The organism is Spirosoma oryzicola (genome assembly GCF_021233055.1).
In the GTDB taxonomy this organism is placed as follows: Bacteria; Bacteroidota; Bacteroidia; order Cytophagales; family Spirosomataceae; genus Spirosoma; species Spirosoma oryzicola.
Genome location: NZ_CP089538.1, coordinates 4,279,227 through 4,301,234, shown reverse-complemented (window position 1 = coordinate 4,301,234; position 22,008 = coordinate 4,279,227). Strand labels below are relative to the sequence as shown.

The following is a 22,008-nucleotide window of genomic DNA, read 5'->3' as shown; positions in this document are numbered from 1 at the left end:
TTTTGTGGTTATGATTTAGTTACTGGAAAGGTACGTTAAATGATAGCAAGCATGGGTAGAACTGTTTTAGTATCGTACTTCCTATTGGTACAAACATTGGAGTAAGCGATTGGATAGAGACAAATAAGCGGGGAGCAGCGATGAAAATGTTAGTGATAAGTGATCTGCACGGACGAACTGTATGGCGGGAAGCCGCTATTGCCGACCATGATCAAGTTATTTTTTTAGGTGATTACACGGATAGTCGTGTTTTCGACGATTCAACCATCTATGAGAATTTAAAAGCGATCATCCAGCTTAAAAGTCAAACGCCTGACAAGTTTATACTGCTCATCGGAAACCACGACGCTCAATACCTGCATTACCCGCATTACCGATGTTCTGGCTTCCGCAGCAATGCACAGCCAGAGTTAAGCGCTATGTTTCGAGAATACAACCATCTGTTTCAGGTGTCTTATCAGCTTGGTGCCTATTTATTTAGCCATGCTGGCGTAACAAACAAATGGTTGGCACAACTATTGGCGAAAGCTGGGCAGGAGGCAATGTCAATTGAGCCTGGTTACGATCTGGCGGGATTACTTAACGCTGTCCACAAACAACCCTGGGAGATGCAACGGATTTTATTTGAGGTCGGGCCAAAGCGCGGAGGTAATGACGCCTTCAGCGGTCCTATCTGGGCTGATCGTTCAGAAACCAGTGTCGACTACCTACAGGGGTTTCACCAGATCGTCGGGCATACGCCAACGGATACGTTCAGAACAATTGGCGATGCGATCAGCTCGATAACGTATACAGACGTGTTACAGACCAAAACAGCATTTTATGAAGTCATAATCCCTGATTAACTTGGGTTGTAAAAACCAAATTCATAGCTTGAGTCGTTACTAAGTAAGACCCGCGTTCGCGCACTCATTTCCTTGAAACACCCTGAATGAATTTCCTATATCCTTCGTTCCTTTTCGGCCTGCTGGCTGTATCGGTTCCCATTGCAATTCATCTTTTCAACTTCCGTCGAACGCGTCGGGTGTTCTTTACCAATGTTGCTCTGCTGCGTACCGTTCAGACCGAAACAAAGTCGTTCCGTCGGTTAAAGCACTGGCTTATTCTGGTAGCTCGCTGTTTATTCCTGATTTGTCTGGTACTAGCGTTTGCGCAGCCGTTTATTCCAAGTAAAAACAAGCTGGGCTTATCGCGGCAGGGCGTTACGAGCCTTTATCTGGACAACTCGTACAGCATGCAGAACGAGCGGAATACGAAGCGGTATCTGGACATTGCTACCGGAAGGCTGGACGAGTTACTGACGCTGTTTCGTAATGCGACATCGTTACAATTGCTCACCAACGATTTCTCGACGGCGGAGCAGCAAACGGGCTCTGCGGAGTCTGTGCGCGACCGGGTTACGTCCGTGCGGTTTGCCCATACACCCCGAACGCTCGAAACGGTTTACCGGCGTCAACGAAATCTGCTAACTAGTCTTAATCCAGGGGGGCGTAATCAACTGTTTTGGTTTTCCGATTTTCAGAAAAGCACCGTCGGCGATTTGTCTCGCTTGACAATCGATACTACAGATCGCGTGTTTATTGTCCCACTGGATGCACAGGCTACAAAGAATGTTTACGTGGACTCCGTTTGGCTCAGTACGCCTTTCATTCGTGAACAACAGAACAACAGCCTGAACGTAAAACTAAACAACGGAGGTCGTGAAAACGTCAAGAACTTGCCTGTGCGGTTGTATCTGGACGATGCCCAGACGTCAACGGCGTCGGCAACGCTGCTACCGGGCGGTTCGGCTACCGTATCTCTAAACTTTAACGTGACCAAGAAAGGATACCATCGGGGACGGATTGTCTTCGAGGATTTTCCGATAACCTTCGACAATCAGTATTTCTTTGTCATTGAAGCATCTCCCGCCGTTCGGGTGCTGCACTTGTTTGAACAAAAGTCAGGAGCTCCCGGTCGCCCAACGGATTATGTGGACGCGGTTTACTCGAATGACAGCCTGTTTGTTCGCCGGAGTTTTAACGCACAGAACTTCGATGTTGGTCAGCTCAAAGAAACAGATTTAGTCGTGCTGGAAGGTGTTACCCAGGTCAACGGGGCGCTGCGCACGGAGTTAGAACGGTTTGTTCAGCAAGGCGGTAGTTTGACAATCATTCCGCCTACAAACCCCGATATGGCTTCGTACAAGCCGTTTCTGAACACACTCGGCGTCGGCAATGCGCAAAGTACCGTGAGTGCTGCCAGTGCGAATCCATCAAGCTTACCTATTGCCGACCCTGACCGGAGTAACCCATTTTTTCGGGATGTTTTTCAACAAAGCTACCAGTCGGAGCCATTGAATATGCCTAGCGCGGCCCCGGTTTGGCGGTGGAGTGCTGGTGAGCGGTTGCTTAGCTTACGGGATGGGAATCCGATGCTGACGCGCTCGAGAACAGGTCAGGGAATTGTGTATATTCTGGCTAATCCCTTGGCAAGCACTTATGGTAATTTGGCCGAACACGCTCTTTTTGTGCCGGTTATGTATAAGATGGCCGCTCTTAGTGTTCGGGCTCAGCGGACAGCTTATTCATTCGAGGATAACTTGATCACAATTCCCGTTTCAAATCCGTCGGAGCGGGCGGTTTATAAGTTGAAACACGACAAGCTGGAAATTATTCCGGTGCAGCGCACGGTAGGAAACCAACTGTTGATTGAAATGCCTAAAAGTAACGAGTTGTCGGCGGGGCAGGCGGTAGAAGCGGGGTATTACGAACTGCAACTCGATGGCAAAACCGAGCGCTTATTGGCATTCAACCACGGCAACAAAGAATCCGTTATGGATTTTTATTCGGCTAACGAGTTGCGCCGGGCTTTTGCTAATCAGCCTAACGTCGAAGTCTTCGATAGTATTCAGGACGGCGATTTTGTGCAGGTTCTGGAGCAGGAAAACTTAGGGCGCAGCTTATGGAAATACTTTTTGCTGGCGGCCTTAGCGTTCCTGCTGATCGAAGTTGGCCTGGTACGGTTTATGAAAGGCTAGAGCCTGCTGGATTCTGACCTCGTAAAAAAGCAACTGATCAGGCATCAGTTGCTTTTTCGTTCGTACTCCACAAAGTCAAACGAAACCTGATGTCGTTCGTCGGCTGGATGCGGGCGTCGGCTAACTTCCTGCCAATCGTTTTTGCTGAAAGAAGGGAAGGAGGTATCGCCCTCGTAAGCTTTCTGAACTTCGGTTAGATAGAGCGTCGTGGCAATAGGCAGGGCCATCGCGTAAATCTCCGCACCCCCAATCACAAAGATTTCGTCCGCCGGTTGATGCTCCGCGTGGTGATGGAGCGCTTTTTTTGCTTCATCAATCGCATCGTCGAGTGTATGCACGATAATAACCCCATCTGCCGAAAAATCCTTATTGCGCGTAATGACAATGTTGGTGCGGTTTGGCAAGGGCTTCCCGAGCGAGTCGAGCGATTTACGACCCATGATGATGGGGTGATGATTGGTCTTACGCTTGAAGAAAGCAAAGTCATCCGGCAAGTGCCAGGGCAGGTCGTTGTCACGCCCGATAGTACCGTTTTGCGCAACGGCGGCAATCAAACTAATTTTCATACAAATAAGTTGAGACTTGGTCTACTGTTAATTACGCTCACCTGTTTGCGCCTTTGTAGGAATCGGTTTAGAGAAACTGACTTCACCGTTCAGTACTACCAACAATCAAAGGCGATTACCTCGTAAAAACTCTTCGGCTGTCATGCGTCGTTTTCCCTCGGCCTGTAGCGAATCAAGACTGAGCCAGCCATCGGTAGCCCGGATTAAGATCGTCTTTTTGTTATCGGTATAAGCTTCGCCAACTTCAGCCGTGAAGGGCGATTCGTTGGCTAGCGAAACGGCATAAACCTTAAAGAACTTGCCATTTATCGTTGTCCATGCGGCTGGATAAGGCGACAAGCCACGCACAAAATTTCGAATGATTATCGTTGGCTGATTCCAGTCTATTTTGGTGGTTTCCCGGCTAAGTTTAGGGGCTGCTTTCAACTCGTCGGTTGTCGGCTGGGGAGTACGTGGATAGTCTCCGGCTTCGATAGCCCGAACCGTTCTTAGAACCAGATCGGCACCGCGTTCCATCAACCGGTCGTGCACTGTTCCGGCTGTGTCGTCGGGGTAGATGGGTTCGTTGTCCTGAAAAATCATCTGACCGGTATCAATTTCTTTCTCGATGAAAAAAGTGGTAACGCCCGTTTGGGTTTCACCGTTGATGATGGCCCAGTTGATGGGAGCGGCTCCCCGGTACTGAGGTAGCAGAGAACCGTGTAAATTGAACGTACCGACAGTAGGCATAGACCAGACAACTTCGGGCAGCATTCGAAAAGCCACGACGATTTGTAAATCAGCCTGATAGCTAGCCAGTTGTTCCAGAAACGCCGGATCACGGAGCTTTTCGGGTTGTAGCACGGGTAAATTAGCTGCTTCTGCTGCTTTCTTAACGGCGGACGGAGTGAGCTGCAATCCACGTCCGGATGGTCGGTCTGGCGCAGTAACAACGGCAACGACATGACAACCACCGCCCAATAGCCGCTGTAAGCTGGCAACAGCAAAATCGGGCGTACCCATAAACACGATGCGAAGTGGTTTATCCATAATTTGATAACTCAGTTTTTACCCTAGCTGATGAATCAAGTGTTGATATAGCCGGGAAGTATTTCTATTTTTGTCTCAGTGATGCGTTGCCCAAACGGACTAAGTCAGGATTGATCGATTAGCAAACGGTTCTACCCATGCGACGAAAAAATTACTATATTCCCAAAGCGCTCGCTTCGGTTATCCGACGGCGACACTGACACGGCTGCAAAGAAAACCAATTTGGTTGCAGAACGGTCGGTGTACCGTTCTTTTTGTTTTTAGGAGCGATCCTAGCCCAATATGAATAAACGAGTAAGTATGTAAGTATTATGGCAAAGATTTCATATTATACCGAAGAAGGACTCAACCGGCTTAAGGCGGAACTGAGTGATTTGAAAACTAAAGGCCGGGCTGAAATTGCCCGCCAGATTGCTGAAGCCCGTGACAAAGGGGACCTTAGCGAAAACGCGGAATACGACGCGGCTAAGGACGCACAGGGTCTTCATGAGCTAAAAATATCAAAACTGGAAGAGGTGCTGGCTAACGCCCGTATTCTCGACGAATCAACCATTGACGCTTCGCAGGTATCGGTGCTTTCGAAAGTAAAGATCAAGAATAAAAAGAACGGCGCTGAGATGCTTTACACGCTTGTTTCGGAAGAAGAAGCGGACCTCAAATCGGGGCGTATTTCGGTTGGATCGCCCATTGGTAAAGGATTGCTGGGTAAGCGCGTTGGTGATACCGCTGAAATCAAAGTTCCGGCCGGAATTATGGAGTTTGAAGTGGTTGAGATTGCGCGGTAATTAATTTCTTATCCGTTTCAGTCTGAAAAGTCTAGCTGATTTTGTTCCGGAATCGGAAAGCTACCAAACGCTAAAAGTTGATTATGCCTTCTATTTTCTCCCGTATCGTTGCTGGCGAAATTCCGGCCCACAAGATTGCCGAAACCGACGATTATCTGGCTTTTCTGGACGTAATGCCGACCACCACGGGGCACACACTGGTCATCCCGAAAAAAGAAGTCGATTATATTTTCGATCTGGACGATGATCTGTATGCTGGGTTAATGGCATTCGCCAAGCAGGTAGCACCGGCCATTGAAAAAGCCATTCCGTGCAAGCGCATTGGCGTTGCCGTTGTTGGATTGGAAGTACCTCACGCGCATGTCCACCTGATTCCGCTTAACTCGATGGCTGACATGAACTTTCATAACAAAATGAAGCCAACTCAGGAAGAGCTGGCGGAGACGGCGGCAACGATTCGGCAGTATATTTAAGGCAAAAAACACAAATACAAAATCCGTTTGAGTAAAGGCTTTATCGCTTCTCTCAAACGGATTTTTCTTTTATGATCTAGTACGCTTTCGTAGGTTTCGCTCCTTCGTTCAACTCGAATAGATAGCCGTCAGGGTCTGAAAAATAGACTTGGACGATGCCATCAAAGCGTACCTGCCGGTGATAAGGAATATTCTGCTCTTTCAGGTATTGCTCGGATTTGTTAATGTCAGCGACAAACAAAGCAAAGTGACTGCCATTTTTATCGTGGTTGATCTGAGCTGTTCGGCCATCCAGCAAGTGGATCTGCTGACCGTCGCCCAGGTCAAACCAGGCACGGATTGCTTTCAGGTTATCAGGAACAGGAAGCGGCTTCAGGCCCATTACGTCACGGTAAAAGGCGGCACTTTTGGGTACATCCTTCACGTGAATAGACAGGTGATTATGTCGTATGATGCCTAATTTGTCTTGTCCAAAAACAGTGCTGGAGAGAAGCGCACCAGCCATGATAAGCATTAAAATGAGTTGTTTCTTCATAGAAACGAAAGTAATCAATGAATCAAAACTACCCGACTAAACTGCCCACTTTCTTGAAGAATAGTGAGGGTATAACGGCCACTGGCTAGATCCCTTAGATTGATGGTTCGTGTATGGTCACCGACGCCAAGCGTTGATTCGGTTAACGTTCGGACCCGCTGGCCAAGCATATTGGTGAGGCTTAATGTGACAGGGCCGGATGCGTATACTGAAAAGTCAACGGTTAATGTTTCGGCGGTTGGGTTAGGGTATACCCGTAGATTGCCCATCAGAGGTTCGTTAACCGCGGTGATCGGCGTAATCGTAGACGTTTCAACCGTCTTGAGAATCAAGTTTGCAGGATCAATAAGCAACCCTGTTACGGCTCCGCGAGTTGGTAAGGTAAACGTTTGATCGGCCTGGTCATTGAAGACGGTTACTGTCGTATCGCCCGCTGCCGACTGAATACGCATTTGTACGGGCATGGTGAAGCTGCCAGGATTTGTTGCAATTGCGTTTCGCTGTTGAAGTCGTACGCTTACGGTATTCGTTCCGGGATTGGTCGATACGGTAGCTCTGTAACTCGGATACCCTTCGCCGTAGATCCATTGCTTAAAGAAATAATTCAGCGATTGCCCGTAGACTTGTTCGGCAATGGCCTGAAAATCTTCCGTAACGGCTGATTTGTAGGCAACCGTAGGAGAGGCTGCGTACGCGCGAAGAATAGAGAAAAATGTTTCCTGACCAACAACAGCCCGAAGCATGTGTAACACAACGGCTCCTTTGGCGTAGCTACGGTCAGGGCTAAAAATGTTGCCGAAGTTGGTAATGTCCTGAACGTAGATTGACCCACGCGCTCTTCGTGCCCTGGTCATGAAGTTGGTCATAGTCGATTGATAACCCGCCTGACCATTTGCCGATTCCGCGTAGATTGCTTCCGCGTAAGAGGCAAAGCCTTCGTTAAGCCAGATATTTTGCCAGTCGCGGCAGGTAATCTTATCGCCAAACCACTGGTGGGCCAGTTCATGCGCGATCACGTCTGACGCAAACGCGTTCTCCTCCATCGACGAAATCGTCTGATGTTCCATGCCTCCATTGCCCCGACCGATCTGCGCATGCCCGTATTTTTCCCGCAGGAACGGATACGGGCCAAAAAGATTAGTAAACAGCTGAACCATCGACGGAGTCTTATCCAACGACGCTTTTACTCGCGTTAATGTTTCGGGGTAAACATAATGGGTGATGGGTAAGGTCGTTCCGCTGGTAGCGAGTGTTGCGGGCGTGTCGTATCGCTCATAGTTCGTCGATGCAACTGAAATAAGATACTGCGCAATTGGATAGCTGTTTCGCCAGCGATATGTGCGTGTACCGTCCAAATTACTCGTTGTACTGATCAGTATGCCATTCGATACCGACACAAACTGGTTGGGGGCTGTAATACTGACCGCCGATGAGTCGGCCTTGTCGCCAGGGCTGTCCTTGCAGGGAAACCAGTCCGGAGCGCCGTACGGCTCGCTTAGACTCCAGATTACCGGATCATTGGTGGTATCGTGTCTGCCGAAAACAAAGCTATCATCACCAGCGGGAACGCCTTGGTAATAAACAATTAACGTCAAGGCCTGTCCGGTTGATAGGGGTTGAGCGGGAGTAACGGTCAGCTTATTCTGCGCATGTTGGTAGGAAATTTTCTGATTACCGACTTTCACTGAATCAACCCGAAGTCCTGTGCCAGTGGTGGCTATGGTCGAGTTTAGATCCAGGAAGAAGCTACTGATGGCAGCTGTGCTTTTAAGCGTAACGGTGGCGGCCCCGCGAAGGTAATTGGGTGTATGGGTCAAATACAACTCAAGTCCATAGTAAGTAACATCAATGCTCGGGTCACCGGCGTAGGCAACTCGGGCTTTAGGGTTGGATGTGATCCGATTGAAATAGGCCGCTTTATGCTCTTGACAAGCGGTCCCACCCGACGTATTTATAGGAAGTTGCGCCTGGGCAAGAAAAGGAAAGAAGAGAAGGATGAAGTAGAAAAAACGCATAGTCAGGAAGCACAGATAAGATGCTATACCCCAAACGTTGAACGTAAAAGAAAGTTACTCACCCGTAGTAAGTTGTTTGTAATTGGTCGTATTGTCTGCCTGCGCTTTCAACACGTCGAGCTGACGTTGTTCAGCTTCGGGGAGCTGAAGCTGCCAACCCATCGAACTGGCAAGCTGATACATCATGTACTGAATCTGATTGTTGGCGATTTTAGGCAGATCACTCTGTAAGGCCCGTTCGTTCATAGCCCGCTTTGCTTCGTCAAGAATCTGGGTATAATCAGCTCCGCTGAAATGATTGAGGATGCCCGCCTGAATATCGTAGAATTTATAGTCGGTGTCGATCGATAGTACTTCGGGTTTCGGAAAGGCTTCTATAATTAGCTTCTTTTCGCCGTTTTCTGAGGGACGAATTCGGACCTTGGAGAAATCGAATCCAACCAGAACTTTAGACTTCGCAATGACCATTGCTTTTTTTGGGTCGTTGAGTAGGTAAAGGATTTTCTTTTGATCCTGATAATTATAAATCTCCGAAAAATAGCCTTCAGCCATCACAACCTTGAATACCTTCTCAATACGTTCCAGCAACAAGGTCGATTCATGACGAACGTTGGTAACGCCGGAACGACTGCGTAGAGCATTGGCAAGGGCAGCACCCCCGCCGACGCCGACGAGTAATAATAAAACGGTTGTTAAAAAATCCATAGGGATAAAATCAAATGATCGTTTGACGACTACTCCGGGAATATGTCACGCCAATGCGCTTGCCGGCAAAAGGTTACGAAGCACACGTCGCTGTAGGGAAGAAACCGATTTACTATAAGTTTGTTGCAAGCAAAAAGGGGACCATCGAGGCCCCCTTTTTGCTTGTCACTACTTGTGGTTGTCTTATTTAGCGTAGGCTACTGCCCGCATTTCTCGAATAACAGTTACTTTGATCTGGCCGGGATACTGCATTTCTTTTTCGATCTTCTGCGAAATCTCGTATGACAATACACCTGCCCGCTCATCCGAAACGTGATCCGCATCGACCATAATGCGTAGTTCACGACCAGCCTGAATTGCGTAGCATTTCGTAACGCCGGGGAAATTACCAGCCAGTTCTTCCAGTTCTTTGAGCCGTTTGATGTACGATTCCATCATCTCCCGACGAGCACCAGGACGTGACCCGGAAACCGCGTCACAAACCTGCACAATAGGCGAAATCATGCTGGTCATCTCAATCTCGTCGTGGTGAGCGCCGATGGCATTGATGACTTCTGGATTCTCTTTGTATTTTTTAGCCAGCTCCATGCCCAGAATGGCGTGGGGCAATTCGGCTTCTTCGGGCCAAACTTTACCGATATCATGGAGCAGTCCGGCGCGTTTGGCTAGTTTCGCATTGAGGCCCAACTCGGCAGCCATCGTAGCGCAGAGTTTAGCCACTTCGCGGGAGTGCTGAAGGAGGTTTTGACCGTAGCTGGACCGGAAACGCATCCGACCCACCATCTTGATCAGTTCGGGGTGAAGACCGTGGATACCGAGATCAATGACGGTACGTTCGCCAATTTCCACGATCTCGTCTTCAATATTTTTTCGGGTTTTGGCAACAATTTCTTCAATGCGGGCCGGGTGAATACGACCGTCCTGCACGAGCCGGTGTAGCGATAAGCGGGCTATCTCGCGACGAACCGGATCGAATCCGGAGATAATAATGGCTTCGGGAGTATCGTCAACAATGATTTCAACGCCGGTAGCGGCTTCCAGCGCCCGGATGTTACGGCCTTCGCGGCCAATTACTTTACCTTTTACGTCGTCCGATTCAATGTTAAATACGGAAACGCAGTTTTCAATAGCGTGTTCGGTAGCCGTCCGTTGGATGGTTTCGATAACCACCTTTTTGGCTTCTTTGGTAGCCGTTAGTTTAGCTTCCTCGACAATATTTTTGATGAACGATGACGCTCGCGTTTCTGCTTCGGCCTTTAGCGTATCAATCAGTTGTTCACGCGCCTGATCAGCGGAGAGACCGGCTATTTTTTCGAGTTGCGCTACCTGATCGGCCAACATGCGTTCTGCTTCCTGCTGACGGCGGTCAACATCTTCCCGGCGTCGGTTGAGAGCTTCAACCTGCTGCGCTACACTATTTTTCTGCTGTGCAAGCTCGTTCCGCTGTTGATTTAATTCGTTTTCACGGTTACGTTGCTGATCCGCCTGTTGGTTCAGTTGCTGTTCGCGTTGTTTAAGTTTTGTTTCGTTCTGAAGAAGTAGATTTCGTTTCTGATTGGTGTTCTCTTCAAATTCAGCTTTTAACTTAAGGTACTTTTCTTTTGCTTCGAGCATCCGATCCTTCTTGATGGTTTCGGCTTGCAGTTCGGCATTCTTCAATATAGAAGCGGCTTTTTCTTCCGCTTCCTGTTCGCGTTTGGCATGATCACTCGCCATTGTCCGGCGACCGATCAGTAGCCCAATCCCGCCACCCGCGAGGACGGCAAAGACGGCTAACCAAAGTGGGATATCCATTGTACTTATATCGTTTGGGGTGAACAAATAAACCATTCAACCTGCCGCGATACGAGTGCCCTGTCCGGGGCATTGTGGGGTGGGTGACCCGCCGTTTTTATGTGGTTATGGCCGGCGTGACGACCTGATCTAACTGAGTTATTTTGTCAAACACCATCTGTTGTAATCGTTGCACTTGTCGTTCTCCTCTGAGCTTGGTAATCAGGCAATCGAAAGCTATCCTCGCCAGAGCGTCCTGCGTGTCGCTAATACCCATGTCGCGGTATTGCTTCAGTTCGTCCTGAAGAAGTTTGGCGGCCTCACGCACGATTGATTCCGACTCCGATTCTACAAACAACTTGTAGGACCGGTCGGCAATTTTTACGCGAATAGACAGTTCTTCCATCGCTGCAGTCGGCTCAGATTGGACCATAGGCCCGGAGCCAATTTGGGTTTATGACAAACTACTCAAGTGAGCTATACACCGTTCTAATTCCCGGATATACTCGTCGAGTTGTTTTTTTAATTCGGCATTCGTATCTGTCACAGACAGATTGTTACTTACAATAATACCAAAGTCTTTTGACTTTAGAACCTTTTTCGCTGAATTATCTAGTTTTTTCTGTAACTCTTTTGTTAAGGTTTGTTCTTTTTTTAGACGATCGTTTAAGTCGTCATTTTGCCTTTCCAGTTGCTTTATGTGGCGTTTTGCATCGTCGCATACACCTTTCAACAACCCGACTTTCCGCTCGAGTTGTTCCATTAAGGCTACGATTTGATGCTCACTGACCACGTTATTGCCTGTATGATAGAGTAACTGAGTATAAGCTAAGTCAAGCGTACACAAAAACGTATGCTTATACCCAACGAAACGTTACTTTCGAATGACTGCGCTTAATTCCCGCTCGAAACCGCTCATGAGCCGTTGCATCGTTTTTTCGATAGCGGCATCGGTCAGCGTCTGAGTTGGGTCCTGCAACGTAAAGCTCACGGAGTACGATTTTTTATCCGCACCCAGGTTTTCGCCTTCGTACACATCAAAAACATTTATCGAACGCAGCAATTTACGCTCCGTTTGATGCGCTAGCCGACTGATTTGCTCAAATGTAACAGTCTTATCGATCACCAGCGACAAATCGCGACGAACTTCCGGAAAACGCGGTACTTCTTCGTAACGGGTTTTCGTATTCGCTAGTTTAAGCAGAGCACTCCAGTCAAAGTCAGCGTAAAAAACAGGCTGCTTTAGATCAACCAGTTTTGTTAGTTTTGGTTGCACAATACCTAAGCTGACGAGTGGTTTCTTATTAACCAGATAAGTCAAGCCATACTGGAACAACGCCGGGTCAGCTGGCTGTGTATCAATTTGTTTTATCCGGAACAGATTCAGCACCCGCTGCACGGCCGTTGCCATATCATGGTAAGCTACTGGTTGCCCTTTTTGCAGCCAGCTTTCTGCTTCCTGATTGCCAACCATCGCCAGGCTCAGGCGCATCCGTTCGGTATACTTACTCGTGCCGTCTTCACCCTGTGTTTTGGAATAAACCTTACCGAACTCAAACGTCTTGAGGTCTTTTTGACGACGGTTCAGGTTATAGACGAGTGTTTCGAGCGAAGAAAACAACAGTGTTTGCCGCATCACGGATAATTCTTCACTCAACGGGTTGAGCAAGGTTACGTCCGCGCCGGAAAGCGTCGACCGGATTGCGTCGTTGTAGGTGGGACGAGTAAGCGACAAGGTCAGAATTTCGTAGAAACCGTTAGCCGCCAGCAACTGTCCTACGCGGCTTTGCCACTGATTCGGATCGACCTTGGGAAATTCCGACAACGAGTCCGCGGCCAGATTGACCGACAGAGGCACGTTATCCAAGCCATAAATTCGCAGGATTTCTTCGATCACATCGGCTTCGCGGGTAACGTCTACCCGGTACGGCGGAACGACGGCAATAAAGCTGTCAGGACTCATCTCGTCCGCTTCAATGTCGAGTGCATTCAGAATGCGGTGAATTTCTGTCCGGTCAATCGGAATACCGATCAGTCGGTCGATGTTTCGGTAGCGAACCAGGACTCTGAACGGTTGAATGGGTTCCGGGTACGAATCGCTTATCGCCGAACTTACTGCTCCGCCTGCCACTTCCTGAATCAGCAAAGCCGCCCGCTTCAAGGCAAAGATGGGCATGTTGGGGTCTGTTCCCCGTTCAAACCGGAAAGACGCGTCGGTTTTAAGGCCGTGATGCTGCGCGGTTTTTCGAACCGAGGTAGGTGAGAAGTACGCTGACTCCAGAAAGATACGAGTCGTTTGGTCACTTACGCCGGAGTCTTGCCCACCAAATACACCGGCAATCGCCATTGGCTTCTCGGCATCGCAGACCATCAGATCCGTAGCACTTAGTTTGCGCTCAACACCATCAAGGGTAACGAAAAGAGTACCTTCGGGCAGCGTTTTAACGACAATTTGATTTCCTGCGATCTTAGCCGCGTCGAAAGCGTGAAGTGGCTGGCCGAGGTCGTGACAGATAAAGTTTGTTACGTCAACTACATTGTTGATCGGGTTAAGACCAATGCTGAGCAACCGCTGTTTCAACCAATCGGGCGATTCACCTACGGTCAATCCCGTGATCGTTAAACCGGCGTAGCGGGGGCAGGCTGCCACGTCGTCTACGCGTACATCGATCGTCAGATCATGGTTGCTTACCGAAAAACCGTCTACGGACGGCATGGTTAGCGGACGGTTCAGAGCAGCTTTCAGGTCTCGGGCTGTCCCGAAATGCGAAGCAGCATCAATGCGGTTTGGGGTCAAGCCAATGGCAATCTGGTAATCAGCTTCCAGGTTGAAATAGCGGGCGGCTGGTGTTCCATTGGGCAGGTCGGTAGTCAGAACCATAATACCCGCGTGAGAAGCACCTAAACCGATTTCATCCTCGGCACAGATCATTCCTTCCGAAGCCGCACCCCGAATTTTTGCTTTTTTGATCTGGAATGCTTCGCCGGAGGCTGGATGAAGCGTAGCACCTACCAGAGCAACCACTACTTTCTGCCCGGCAGCCACGTTGGGAGCCCCACAGACGATCGAAAGCGGCTGATCGGCGCCAACGTCTACTGTTGTCAGACTAAGCTTATCCGCGTCGGGGTGACGAGTGCAGGTCAACACTTCGCCGATAACGACGCCTTCCAGGCCGCCCGGAACGGCCTCAATCTTTTCGATGCCTTCAACTTCAAGTCCTGTTCCCGTCAGGATTTTGCCTACTTCCTCCGGTAATTCAGGTAACTCAATATACTCTTGTAACCATTTATAGGAAACTTCCATAGAATGCCAATACGATAAATGCCGTAAAGGTAAGGAGAATTAGGAAGGAAGCGGAAACAAGAGTTCTTCAGTTTGTCTTTTCTGCCAGATTTCAGATTAGTGATAGCGCTCGCCGGCTTTTACGGCCGTCGTCAGCTTGTTTTCCGCCGGAGGCAGTGGGCAGGCATAAGTCGGGTTATAGGCACAATACGGATTATAAGCCGTGTTGAAGTCTAGCAACACTTGCGAATCGGTTAGTTGCGCGGGATTGATTTCCAGATAGCGACCTCCACCGTATGTTTCCTGGCCCGAAGTCGCATCGCGGAAAAGGATCGAATACGTATCCTGAACGCGTACAATCAGTAGCCTGCATGTCTCGCCGTTAAGATTGAATACCGCATGCGCAAACTTATCATACACCTCTTCGGAACCGTCGCTCATCCGCACGACAAGCTTTTGGGTTTTATCAGCAAAGGGTTCTAGACGGGCGGTGACGCGATAGGCAGGGTCAGCCGGGAAATAGGAAAGACCGTTGAAGCCAGCTTTATCCGGTAGCGGTGAATCTGCACCGGTCTTGAATGTCTGATCTTTCTTTTCCCGCTCCTGCTTTATCTGCTGGCTATAGGCTTCACGATCGACCGACGCGTCAAGCGCTGCCGAAGAGCTGGAACCCGCGCCGTCAAAAAAACTGAAGTACACAATAACGAAGCCTAATAGTACCAGTCCTACCAGCAGGTATTTGTTTTTTAGCATGAGTATGTCGAGCAAAAAGTCAACTACAAAGGTAAGTTTATCATACTAACCTTTGCGAATTAGACGCTTCTTTGATAAGAAAACCGTACACTGAGTAATATTAACATAGGGCTCATTCGTCTATTAAGGCATTTTTTCTATATTTGAGAGCTTCCTACTTTCTTCATAAAACCAAGAGTTGATCGTAATTAATGGCGAAACTTTACGAGCTTAAAACGTTTATTTCTGACACGGGAAATCTGACTGTTTTTGAAAATGTGATTCCTGGCACGATTCAGCGCGTTTTTTACATCTACGGAGCAGGCCAAAACCCTCGCGCAGGTCACCGTCACCACCGTACCTGGAATGCACTCGTTTGCCTAAATGGCAGTTGTCAAGTGTATAATCATAACGGGTATGTAGAAAATACCTATTTTTTGGATAATCCTACGAAGTGTCTGGTGTTAGAACCCGAAGACTGGCATATTATGGATAATTTCTCATCGGATGCAATCCTGCTCGTTATTTCAAACGCGTTGTACGACAAGGACGACTACATCTATGAGCCTTACCCAAACAGCCGCCGACTTAATGAGCCGGAGCTGGTCAATGCCCGATGATTCCTTTTCTGGATTTAGGGCGTATCAATGAACCCCATCAGGCGCGGGTACGGGAAGCGACCCACCGGGTCTTGCAGTCGGGTTGGTACATAACCGGTCGAGAGGTTGAGCAGTTCGAACGGCAGTTTGCTCATTTTTGCGGCACCCGCCATTGCATCGGTGTCGCTAACGGTCTTGATGCTTTGACGTTAGTGCTAAAAGCTTGGGATTTTCCGGCGAACAGCGAAGTAATTGTACCATCGAACGCTTACATTGCATCACTGCTGAGTGTTACGCTGGCGAATCTCACACCTGTTTTCGTTGAACCCGATCCGCACACCTATCTGGTTGATCCTAGTCGTATAGAAGCCGCTATTACGGGTCAGACAAAAGCGATTCTACCGGTTCATCTGTACGGTCGTTGCTGTGCTATGGGCCCGATCCGGGAGTTAGCTGAACGCTATAACCTGCTTATTCTGGAAGACGCGGCTCAGGCGCACGGAGCCATTTACGATGGACAGCGGGCCGGTAGTCTTGGAGATGCATCAGGGTGGAGTTTTTATCCGAGTAAGAATCTGGGTGCTTTAGGCGATGCTGGGGCTATCACAACCAACGACGATCTCCTTGCCGACCGATTGCGCTCTTTGCGCAATTACGGCTCGTCCCAGAAATACGTCAACGATTACATTGGTCACAACAGTCGTCTGGACGAGTTACAAGCCGCTATTTTAGTCGCCAAGCTGCCTTACCTAACGACTGAAAATGAAGTGCGGAGAAAGCTGGCTAAGTTGTATTTACAGGGCATCGACAATCCTGATGTGCTTTTACCCCCAACGGATCAAGTCGAGCAGGATGTCTGGCATTTGTTTGTGATCCGGCATCCCCGTCGTGACGCGTTACGATTGTTTTTGCAGGAACGGGGTATTGGCACCGATGTGCACTACCCGATTCCGCCCCATCGGCAGCGAGCCTACAAAGAGTATGCTCACTATTCTTTTCCTATTTCGGAGCAGTTGCACCGGGAAGTTGTCAGCTTGCCCTTGAATACGGCGTTAACAGAACGTGAGGTCAGCTACATCATTGATACCATAAACCAATTCGGAGGATGAGCGGACGAAAGCCGATGAAACCCCTGTTGCAAAGCTGCTGCCTTGCTTCACCCTTTTTGCCCGGTGTTCGATGGAACTAAGCGTGGTCATACCCGTCTATAATAGCGAGCGAACGATTGGCCCGCTGCTGGAACGGCTGCAAACCTGCCTGTCGAGCCGGATGTTTGACGTGGTGCTGGTAAATGATGGGAGTAGCGATAACTCAGAAATTGTTTGTCAGCAGTTGGTCGATGCCTATGCCAATGTCCGCTTCATCTCGCTGCGCCGTAATTTTGGTGAGTTCAACGCCGTTCTGTGCGGTCTGAATCACGCTAAGGGACAGTATGTGGTCATTATTGATGACGATTTCCAAAATCCTCCCGAAGCAATCATAACGTTGCTTACGAAGGTAACTACGGAAGGTTTCGACGTAGTGTACAGCTATTACGCCAGTAAAAAACATCACTGGTTTAGAAACATGGGCAGTCGACTGGTAAACACCCTGACGACTTACTCGTTGGGTAAGCCGCGTGACTTGTATTTATCCAGTTTCAAGCTGATCCGTCGCGAAGTGGTCGAGGAGATTATCAAATACAAAGGACCTTATCCGTACATCGACGGACTGATTTTTCGCGTAACGCGTAACATTGGCAGGGTAGAAGTACCGCACAACAGCCGGGCCGAAGGACGATCAAACTACACCGCCAAGAAATTGGTAGCCTTGTTCTTGAACGTATTTATCGGTTATTCGCTCTGGCCAATTCGCATCTTTACCATAAGCGGAGCTTTGTTATTCAGTTTGGGTTTACTGGCAGGTATTTTTATGGGAATCAGTTGGCTGACCGGGATAACGAACCCGTCCGGTTGGTTTGTCGTTGGCTGGATCGTTGTATTTGCTACCGGAATACAACTGCTTTTTCTTGGTATTCTTGGTGAGTACTTGGGTAAATTGTTCATGGCTCATAGCGGATTGCCACCTTATGTCGAAAAAAGTCAACGGGAAAGGCAATTAATGGACAGAAGGCCATGATTGGACGTTCGGAAGAGTTCGAAAAAATGTTTCGGATAGAGGAGCAGTTGTGGTGGTATCGCATCCTGCACGAGCGGGTAGTTGATACGATCGTCCACTTTTTTAACGGTCGCCGTGATGTATCCATTCTGGATGCGGGCTGTGGAACGGGTGGGCTACTGCATTTCATGCGAGAACGGGGTTATACAATGCTAAGAGGCATTGACGGTTCATCGGATGCGGTCGATTTCTGTCACGAACGAGGGCTTCCCGTTCAACTCGTGAATTTGAATGAACTGACCGGTTTTGAGCCAGACGTCTTGTATGATGTAATTGTTTGCAACGACGTTTTTTGCTACTTCAACAACGACGACCTGACCCGCTTATTGAGGCAACTGGCGCGTCGGCTTAAGCCCGGTGGTATTCTAATCAGCAACAACAACGCGTTTGGAATCTTTCAGGGGCAGCACGACCTGGCTGTAGGCAGCACCCGACGGTTTGTCCAGGCCGATTTTGACCGATTGATGCCACCCACTGGTTTAAACATTGTGCGGGCAACCTACTGGAGCTTTTTATTGGCACCGTTGATTGTAGCGATGCGGCAATGGCAAAGCTGGCAGCTACGTCTTGGCTGGCGTCGTGCCGAAAATGCGCAGTCCGATGTATATTTGCCTAGTTCGTGGGTTAACAAAACGCTGTATACGATTGTGCGGCTCGAAGGAAAGCTGTTTCAACGAACCCCATTTGGCAGTTCGCTGTTTATTGTCTCGAAACCCACGCAGGCTGTCGAGTAGATGCTGACGGTGCGACGCAGGAACTGTACTATTACGTTCGAAAAATGTTTACTGGAATTATAGAATCGACTGGCCTGGTGGCTGGTATTGAGTCAGAAGGTACGAACCTGACCTTTCGGATCGAGTCAACAATGGCTTCCGAATTGAAAATTGACCAAAGCGTTAGCCATAACGGTGTATGCCTCACCGTTACGAGCGTTGCCGATGGGAGCTATACCGTTACGGCGGTTGACGAAACACTGAAAAAAACCAATCTGGGAAATCTTCAGGTAGGTGCACAGGTGAATCTCGAACGCTGTATGCCCGCTAATGGTCGGTTCGATGGCCATATCGTACAGGGGCACGTTGACCAAACCGGGATTTGCACGAGTGTGCAGGACCTGAACGGAAGCTGGCTGTTCGATTTTCAGTATGACCCCAATCTAGCCGGTAACGTAACGGTCGAGAAAGGCTCTATCTGCATCAATGGTGTTAGCTTAACCGTTTTCAATTCACACGATGACGGTTTTCGGGTAACGATCATTCCTTACACGTATGAGCACACGAACTTCCGCGATCTGAAACCGGGAGATATTGTTAATCTTGAATTCGACGTTGTAGGGAAGTACATCAAAAAAATGCTGGTTGGCTATCGGTAAGCGTTTTCAGATTCTACTACATTTGCAATTATCAGTACGTAACCAGGTAAGTGGATACGTAGAGTAACCCTAATGCACTCGTTTGCTTACGTGTTCACTACTCAATTAATAAACTACCGCTATTTACGCAATTAAACACCTGAATGGCTAAAATCAGCACCCGTTCTTTTCCTGACTTGCTGATTCAGATTGGCATCATTGCGGCTCTGGTAGCCGTTCTATTTCTGGGCTTTTTCTTTGTTTATCTACCGTTTACGACCAATCACGGTCAGACGATTACCGTACCGGACGTTTCGAAACTGAGTCTTGACGAGACGAAGAACATTCTGGACGACCGTAACCTGCGCTACGAAGTAAGCGACTGCACGTTTGTTGCCGGAGCCCAGCCACTAACGGTTGTGCAGCAGTATCCGCGCGCCAACGTCAAAGTAAAAGAAGGCCGTAAGATTTACATCACCGTGACAAAGCGGGTAGCGCCTATGGTGTCTATGCCTAATCTCGTTGATATGATCGACCGAAGTGCGGCCCGGACGCTGGAATCGCTTGGGCTGGCTGAAGGCGAACGGACCTACGTGCCCGATGTCGCCAAAAACTCAGTACTGCGCCAACTGTATAACGGCAAAGAAATCGCACCGGGAACACCCGTACCAAAAGGGGCAAAAATTGATCTTGAGGTCGGTGACGGTTTAGGAAATACGATGTTTGCGGTTCCAAACGTTGTAGGGTTGCAACTTGATGAGGCAGAAGCGGCTATTCGCGGTTCGAACTTAAAAGTTGGTACGAAAATTTCCGTTGAAGATCCTGAGAAAGAAGTAGGTACTGTCGTTCGTCAGCGGCCTGAAGCCCGGTCGGGTGAGCGAATCCGTGTTGGCGAAACGATGGATTTGTGGGTCGTGGGACCGATTGAACCCAATCAGGAATAACCCGGTTCGGGAACCGATTATACATGAATAAATCGCTACCTGTTTATCTTTGTCAGCACAGGCTACGTGTGCTGACGAGTCTATTGCTGCTATTAACTTGCTTGCTGTCAGCGTCAACGGGAGTTGCTCAGAACTCATTGAGTTTGCCTTTCTTTGACGATTTCTCAAAAACGTACGGCACAAATGGTCAGCAGCCAAATCCAGCACTCTGGCAATCCGGTAGTGGCGTTTACATCAACAATACGATGGGGATTAATCAGCCTACTGTCAACGTGGCGACGTTTGATGGGTTACGGGCTAATGGAATGCCCTACGTTCAGAATAACCAGCTTGCCCAGGGTTACACGGATACGCTTGCATCTCGGCCAATTAATCTGGCTGGGCAAACAACGGCCAGCGGTGTTTACCTGAGTTTTTTTTATCAGATCAAAGGATTAGGCGAATCGCCGGATGCGGGCAGCATATCCGTAACAACGAGTAGATCCGTTGTTGCTGGTGATACGATTACGCGATTTGATACCATCGTCACCCAACCGGGTGACTCCCTAATACTTCAATTTTTGGGTAGTGACAACGCCTGGCGAAAGGTGTGGGCAGCAGTAGGCGATACCACGAATAATAATTTTGTTCAGGTGTTTGTGCCGGTGAGTAATGCGGTCTATTTCCATTCGGGCTTTGCGTTTCGATTTCGTTCGTTTGGCCGGGCATCCGGACCATTCGACACCTGGAACCTTGATTATGTATACCTGAATCGAGGCCGTTCAGCAAACGACAGGTTTGTAAAAGATGCAGCCATGCGACAGGCACTTGGTCCTTTCTTCAAACGGTATACAGCTATGCCTTTGTCGCAGTATCTGGTTCAGCCTGAATTAGAGACGGCGGACTCGATCAAGACCGATATTCGAAATCTTAACAATGTATTCAACAGTCTGAAGTCGAACTTTATCGTTCGAGATGAGGTATCGGGGCGGACTGTGCAGGTTGATACCGCCCGAGCGACCAATCAATTTCAGATTGGCGGATTAGAGTTATTTCCTCGAGCTGTCCGACCACAACCGGTCAGGAGTTTGACCGGAGCAACTCGCGCTATCTTGCGTTATGAGTACAACGTAGAAACAACAGACGACCAAAACGTAACGATACCGGGTGGCGTCCTTAAACAGAACGATACGATCTCGGCGCGGGCGGTACTCGACAATTACTATGCTTACGACGATGGTAGTTGGGAATATGGGCTTCAATTAGGTCCCCGTGAGCGTGTAGCGGTACGTTTTATCCTGAATAAGCCCGATACAATGGCGGGTATTCAGGCTTGTATTGTGCCTTTCCGGACGAATCAGACCGGGCAGCCATTCGTCATAACAGTGTATGGCAATGCAACCCGAAACACCAATGGTGGGGCAACTGGACAACCGGGGGTTGTCCTTTATCAAAAAGCGTTTACCGTACAATACCCGGCCTCGCGCAACGAATTTGTTTACTTTCCATTTGACCGAGGCATAGCGGTTCAGGATACGTTTTATATCGGCTATCAACAAATCAGTACGAGTGACACTACTTTTTTGCGTTTGGGATTTGACAAAAACAGCCCTTTTGGCGCACAGATATTTTATAGTGGGGGTACTGTCTGGGAGCAAAACAGGCCCCAGGTTAGTCAGACCGGTGGCGTTGGCTTAAATTTGTCGGGTGCGTTCATGCTTCGCGCAGTGATGGGCGGAAAAGGCAATGGTCTTGTCACGGCCATTAACGAACCCGAACCACTAGCTCCGTTACTGGCTTACCCTAATCCAACGAATGGACTTATCCGCTGGGAAAATCCGCGGCTGACGCGGGTTGACGTAATGAGTTTAACAGGGCAAATCCTACGCTCAGTCGAACCAAGCCGAGGGCAGCAAACGTTAGACCTAAGTTATTTGCCTGATGGCCTGTACCTGCTCCGATTGTTGGAGAACGAGCGGACAGCCGTACAGAAACTGATTATTCAGCACTGACGAGGTTTGTGCATCATCAGGCGCAATAGCATCAAATTCAACAGTTATTAA

At 48.8% G+C, this 22,008-nt stretch carries 21 protein-coding genes; 11 read left to right on the top strand and 10 right to left on the bottom strand.

Annotation, left to right across the window (positions count from 1 at the left end; translation table 11 throughout):
- Window positions 1-140: 140 nt before the first annotated feature.
- Window positions 141-845: a metallophosphoesterase gene (locus LQ777_RS18280; protein ID WP_232559378.1), complete on the top strand. Its 705-nt coding sequence runs from the start codon at window positions 141-143 to the stop codon at window positions 843-845.
- An 86-nt stretch (window positions 846-931) separates the two neighbouring features.
- Window positions 932-3,019, top strand: coding sequence for a BatA domain-containing protein (locus LQ777_RS18275; protein ID WP_232559377.1), 2,088 nt, complete (start codon window positions 932-934; stop codon window positions 3,017-3,019).
- 44 nt (window positions 3,020-3,063) lie between these two features.
- Here the strand turns inward: LQ777_RS18275 and LQ777_RS18270 are convergent, their stop codons facing one another.
- Complete coding sequence (locus LQ777_RS18270; RefSeq protein ID WP_232559376.1) at window positions 3,064-3,585, bottom strand: dihydrofolate reductase; 522 nt, start codon at window positions 3,583-3,585, stop codon at window positions 3,064-3,066.
- A gap of 105 nt (window positions 3,586-3,690) precedes the next feature.
- On the bottom strand, window positions 3,691-4,614 hold the full coding sequence (fmt, locus tag LQ777_RS18265) for a methionyl-tRNA formyltransferase (protein ID WP_232559375.1): 924 nt from the start codon (window positions 4,612-4,614) through the stop codon (window positions 3,691-3,693).
- A 311-nt stretch (window positions 4,615-4,925) separates the two neighbouring features.
- On the opposite strand from fmt, the gene greA reads away from it, so the two are divergent.
- Window positions 4,926-5,399, top strand: coding sequence for a transcription elongation factor GreA (gene greA, locus LQ777_RS18260; RefSeq protein WP_232559374.1), 474 nt, complete (start codon window positions 4,926-4,928; stop codon window positions 5,397-5,399).
- 83 nt (window positions 5,400-5,482) lie between these two features.
- Window positions 5,483-5,872, top strand: a complete 390-nt coding sequence (locus LQ777_RS18255) for an HIT family protein (protein ID WP_232559373.1) — start codon at window positions 5,483-5,485, stop codon at window positions 5,870-5,872.
- Between the two features lie 76 nt (window positions 5,873-5,948).
- On the opposite strand, the gene LQ777_RS18250 is transcribed toward LQ777_RS18255, so the two are convergent.
- The 8 genes from LQ777_RS18250 to LQ777_RS18215 all read right to left on the bottom strand — a co-directional run bounded on the left by LQ777_RS18250 (window position 5,949) and on the right by LQ777_RS18215 (window position 14,936).
- Window positions 5,949-6,407 carry a VOC family protein gene (locus tag LQ777_RS18250; protein ID WP_232559372.1) on the bottom strand — a complete coding sequence of 153 codons (459 nt, stop codon included), beginning with the start codon at window positions 6,405-6,407 and terminating at the stop codon, window positions 5,949-5,951.
- Between the two features lie 14 nt (window positions 6,408-6,421).
- Window positions 6,422-8,422, bottom strand: a complete 2,001-nt coding sequence (locus tag LQ777_RS18245; protein WP_232559371.1) for a M1 family metallopeptidase — start codon at window positions 8,420-8,422, stop codon at window positions 6,422-6,424.
- Window positions 8,423-8,476: 54 nt separating this feature from the next.
- On the bottom strand, window positions 8,477-9,127 hold the full coding sequence (locus LQ777_RS18240; RefSeq protein ID WP_232559370.1) for a DUF4230 domain-containing protein: 651 nt from the start codon (window positions 9,125-9,127) through the stop codon (window positions 8,477-8,479).
- Between the two features lie 183 nt (window positions 9,128-9,310).
- A complete protein-coding gene (gene rny, locus LQ777_RS18235; RefSeq protein ID WP_232559369.1) occupies window positions 9,311-10,921 on the bottom strand; it encodes a ribonuclease Y in 1,611 nt (536 codons plus the stop codon).
- Between the two features lie 97 nt (window positions 10,922-11,018).
- A complete protein-coding gene (locus tag LQ777_RS18230) occupies window positions 11,019-11,333 on the bottom strand; it encodes a cell division protein ZapA (protein WP_232559368.1) in 315 nt (104 codons plus the stop codon).
- 21 nt (window positions 11,334-11,354) lie between these two features.
- The gene (locus LQ777_RS18225; protein WP_232559367.1) at window positions 11,355-11,663 is read right to left on the bottom strand and encodes a hypothetical protein; all 309 of its coding nucleotides are present in this window, start codon (window positions 11,661-11,663) and stop codon (window positions 11,355-11,357) included.
- A 111-nt stretch (window positions 11,664-11,774) separates the two neighbouring features.
- On the bottom strand, window positions 11,775-14,204 hold the full coding sequence (gene pheT / locus LQ777_RS18220) for a phenylalanine--tRNA ligase subunit beta (protein WP_232559366.1): 2,430 nt from the start codon (window positions 14,202-14,204) through the stop codon (window positions 11,775-11,777).
- Window positions 14,205-14,300: 96 nt separating this feature from the next.
- Window positions 14,301-14,936: a DUF1684 domain-containing protein gene (locus tag LQ777_RS18215; RefSeq protein ID WP_232559365.1), complete on the bottom strand. Its 636-nt coding sequence runs from the start codon at window positions 14,934-14,936 to the stop codon at window positions 14,301-14,303.
- Window positions 14,937-15,127: 191 nt separating this feature from the next.
- On the opposite strand from LQ777_RS18215, the gene LQ777_RS18210 reads away from it, so the two are divergent.
- The 7 genes from LQ777_RS18210 (at window position 15,128) to LQ777_RS18180 (ending at window position 21,957) form a co-directional block, all read left to right on the top strand.
- Window positions 15,128-15,535 (top strand): sugar 3,4-ketoisomerase, encoded by a 408-nt coding sequence (locus LQ777_RS18210; RefSeq protein WP_232559364.1) that lies wholly within the window; start codon window positions 15,128-15,130, stop codon window positions 15,533-15,535.
- Window positions 15,532-16,623, top strand: coding sequence for a DegT/DnrJ/EryC1/StrS family aminotransferase (locus LQ777_RS18205; RefSeq protein ID WP_232559363.1), 1,092 nt, complete (start codon window positions 15,532-15,534; stop codon window positions 16,621-16,623). Before LQ777_RS18210 ends, LQ777_RS18205 begins: the two co-directional genes overlap by 4 nt.
- A 70-nt stretch (window positions 16,624-16,693) precedes the next feature.
- Window positions 16,694-17,632 carry a glycosyltransferase family 2 protein gene (locus LQ777_RS18200; RefSeq protein ID WP_232559362.1) on the top strand — a complete coding sequence of 313 codons (939 nt, stop codon included), beginning with the start codon at window positions 16,694-16,696 and terminating at the stop codon, window positions 17,630-17,632.
- Window positions 17,629-18,405, top strand: coding sequence for a class I SAM-dependent DNA methyltransferase (locus LQ777_RS18195; protein ID WP_232559361.1), 777 nt, complete (start codon window positions 17,629-17,631; stop codon window positions 18,403-18,405). Before LQ777_RS18200 ends, LQ777_RS18195 begins: the two co-directional genes overlap by 4 nt.
- Window positions 18,406-18,449: 44 nt before the next feature.
- Window positions 18,450-19,043 carry a riboflavin synthase gene (locus LQ777_RS18190; protein ID WP_232559360.1) on the top strand — a complete coding sequence of 198 codons (594 nt, stop codon included), beginning with the start codon at window positions 18,450-18,452 and terminating at the stop codon, window positions 19,041-19,043.
- A gap of 143 nt (window positions 19,044-19,186) precedes the next feature.
- Window positions 19,187-19,966, top strand: coding sequence for a PASTA domain-containing protein (locus LQ777_RS18185; RefSeq protein ID WP_232559359.1), 780 nt, complete (start codon window positions 19,187-19,189; stop codon window positions 19,964-19,966).
- A gap of 23 nt (window positions 19,967-19,989) precedes the next feature.
- On the top strand, window positions 19,990-21,957 hold the full coding sequence (locus LQ777_RS18180; protein WP_232559358.1) for a T9SS type A sorting domain-containing protein: 1,968 nt from the start codon (window positions 19,990-19,992) through the stop codon (window positions 21,955-21,957).
- The last annotated feature ends 51 nt before the right edge of the window (window positions 21,958-22,008 follow it).

What these genes read in the sequence shown, in the direction of transcription:
- rny (WP_232559369.1), bottom strand. Translation starts at nt 10,921, where the DNA reads ATGGATATCCCACTTTGGTTAGCCGTCTTTGCCGTCCTCGCGGGTGGC.
- LQ777_RS18250 (WP_232559372.1), bottom strand. Translation starts at nt 6,407, where the DNA reads ATGAAGAAACAACTCATTTTAATGCTTATCATGGCTGGTGCGCTTCTC.
- LQ777_RS18190 (WP_232559360.1), top strand. Translation starts at nt 18,450, where the DNA reads ATGTTTACTGGAATTATAGAATCGACTGGCCTGGTGGCTGGTATTGAG.
- fmt (WP_232559375.1), bottom strand. Translation starts at nt 4,614, where the DNA reads ATGGATAAACCACTTCGCATCGTGTTTATGGGTACGCCCGATTTTGCT.
- LQ777_RS18270 (WP_232559376.1), bottom strand. Translation starts at nt 3,585, where the DNA reads ATGAAAATTAGTTTGATTGCCGCCGTTGCGCAAAACGGTACTATCGGG.
- LQ777_RS18185 (WP_232559359.1), top strand. Translation starts at nt 19,187, where the DNA reads ATGGCTAAAATCAGCACCCGTTCTTTTCCTGACTTGCTGATTCAGATT.
- LQ777_RS18215 (WP_232559365.1), bottom strand. Translation starts at nt 14,936, where the DNA reads ATGCTAAAAAACAAATACCTGCTGGTAGGACTGGTACTATTAGGCTTC.
- LQ777_RS18195 (WP_232559361.1), top strand. Translation starts at nt 17,629, where the DNA reads ATGATTGGACGTTCGGAAGAGTTCGAAAAAATGTTTCGGATAGAGGAG.
- LQ777_RS18240 (WP_232559370.1), bottom strand. Translation starts at nt 9,127, where the DNA reads ATGGATTTTTTAACAACCGTTTTATTATTACTCGTCGGCGTCGGCGGG.
- LQ777_RS18205 (WP_232559363.1), top strand. Translation starts at nt 15,532, where the DNA reads ATGATTCCTTTTCTGGATTTAGGGCGTATCAATGAACCCCATCAGGCG.
- LQ777_RS18230 (WP_232559368.1), bottom strand. Translation starts at nt 11,333, where the DNA reads ATGGTCCAATCTGAGCCGACTGCAGCGATGGAAGAACTGTCTATTCGC.
- LQ777_RS18210 (WP_232559364.1), top strand. Translation starts at nt 15,128, where the DNA reads ATGGCGAAACTTTACGAGCTTAAAACGTTTATTTCTGACACGGGAAAT.
- LQ777_RS18280 (WP_232559378.1), top strand. Translation starts at nt 141, where the DNA reads ATGAAAATGTTAGTGATAAGTGATCTGCACGGACGAACTGTATGGCGG.
- LQ777_RS18255 (WP_232559373.1), top strand. Translation starts at nt 5,483, where the DNA reads ATGCCTTCTATTTTCTCCCGTATCGTTGCTGGCGAAATTCCGGCCCAC.
- greA (WP_232559374.1), top strand. Translation starts at nt 4,926, where the DNA reads ATGGCAAAGATTTCATATTATACCGAAGAAGGACTCAACCGGCTTAAG.
- pheT (WP_232559366.1), bottom strand. Translation starts at nt 14,204, where the DNA reads ATGGAAGTTTCCTATAAATGGTTACAAGAGTATATTGAGTTACCTGAA.
- LQ777_RS18200 (WP_232559362.1), top strand. Translation starts at nt 16,694, where the DNA reads ATGGAACTAAGCGTGGTCATACCCGTCTATAATAGCGAGCGAACGATT.
- LQ777_RS18245 (WP_232559371.1), bottom strand. Translation starts at nt 8,422, where the DNA reads ATGCGTTTTTTCTACTTCATCCTTCTCTTCTTTCCTTTTCTTGCCCAG.
- LQ777_RS18180 (WP_232559358.1), top strand. Translation starts at nt 19,990, where the DNA reads ATGAATAAATCGCTACCTGTTTATCTTTGTCAGCACAGGCTACGTGTG.
- LQ777_RS18275 (WP_232559377.1), top strand. Translation starts at nt 932, where the DNA reads ATGAATTTCCTATATCCTTCGTTCCTTTTCGGCCTGCTGGCTGTATCG.
- LQ777_RS18225 (WP_232559367.1), bottom strand. Translation starts at nt 11,663, where the DNA reads ATGGAACAACTCGAGCGGAAAGTCGGGTTGTTGAAAGGTGTATGCGAC.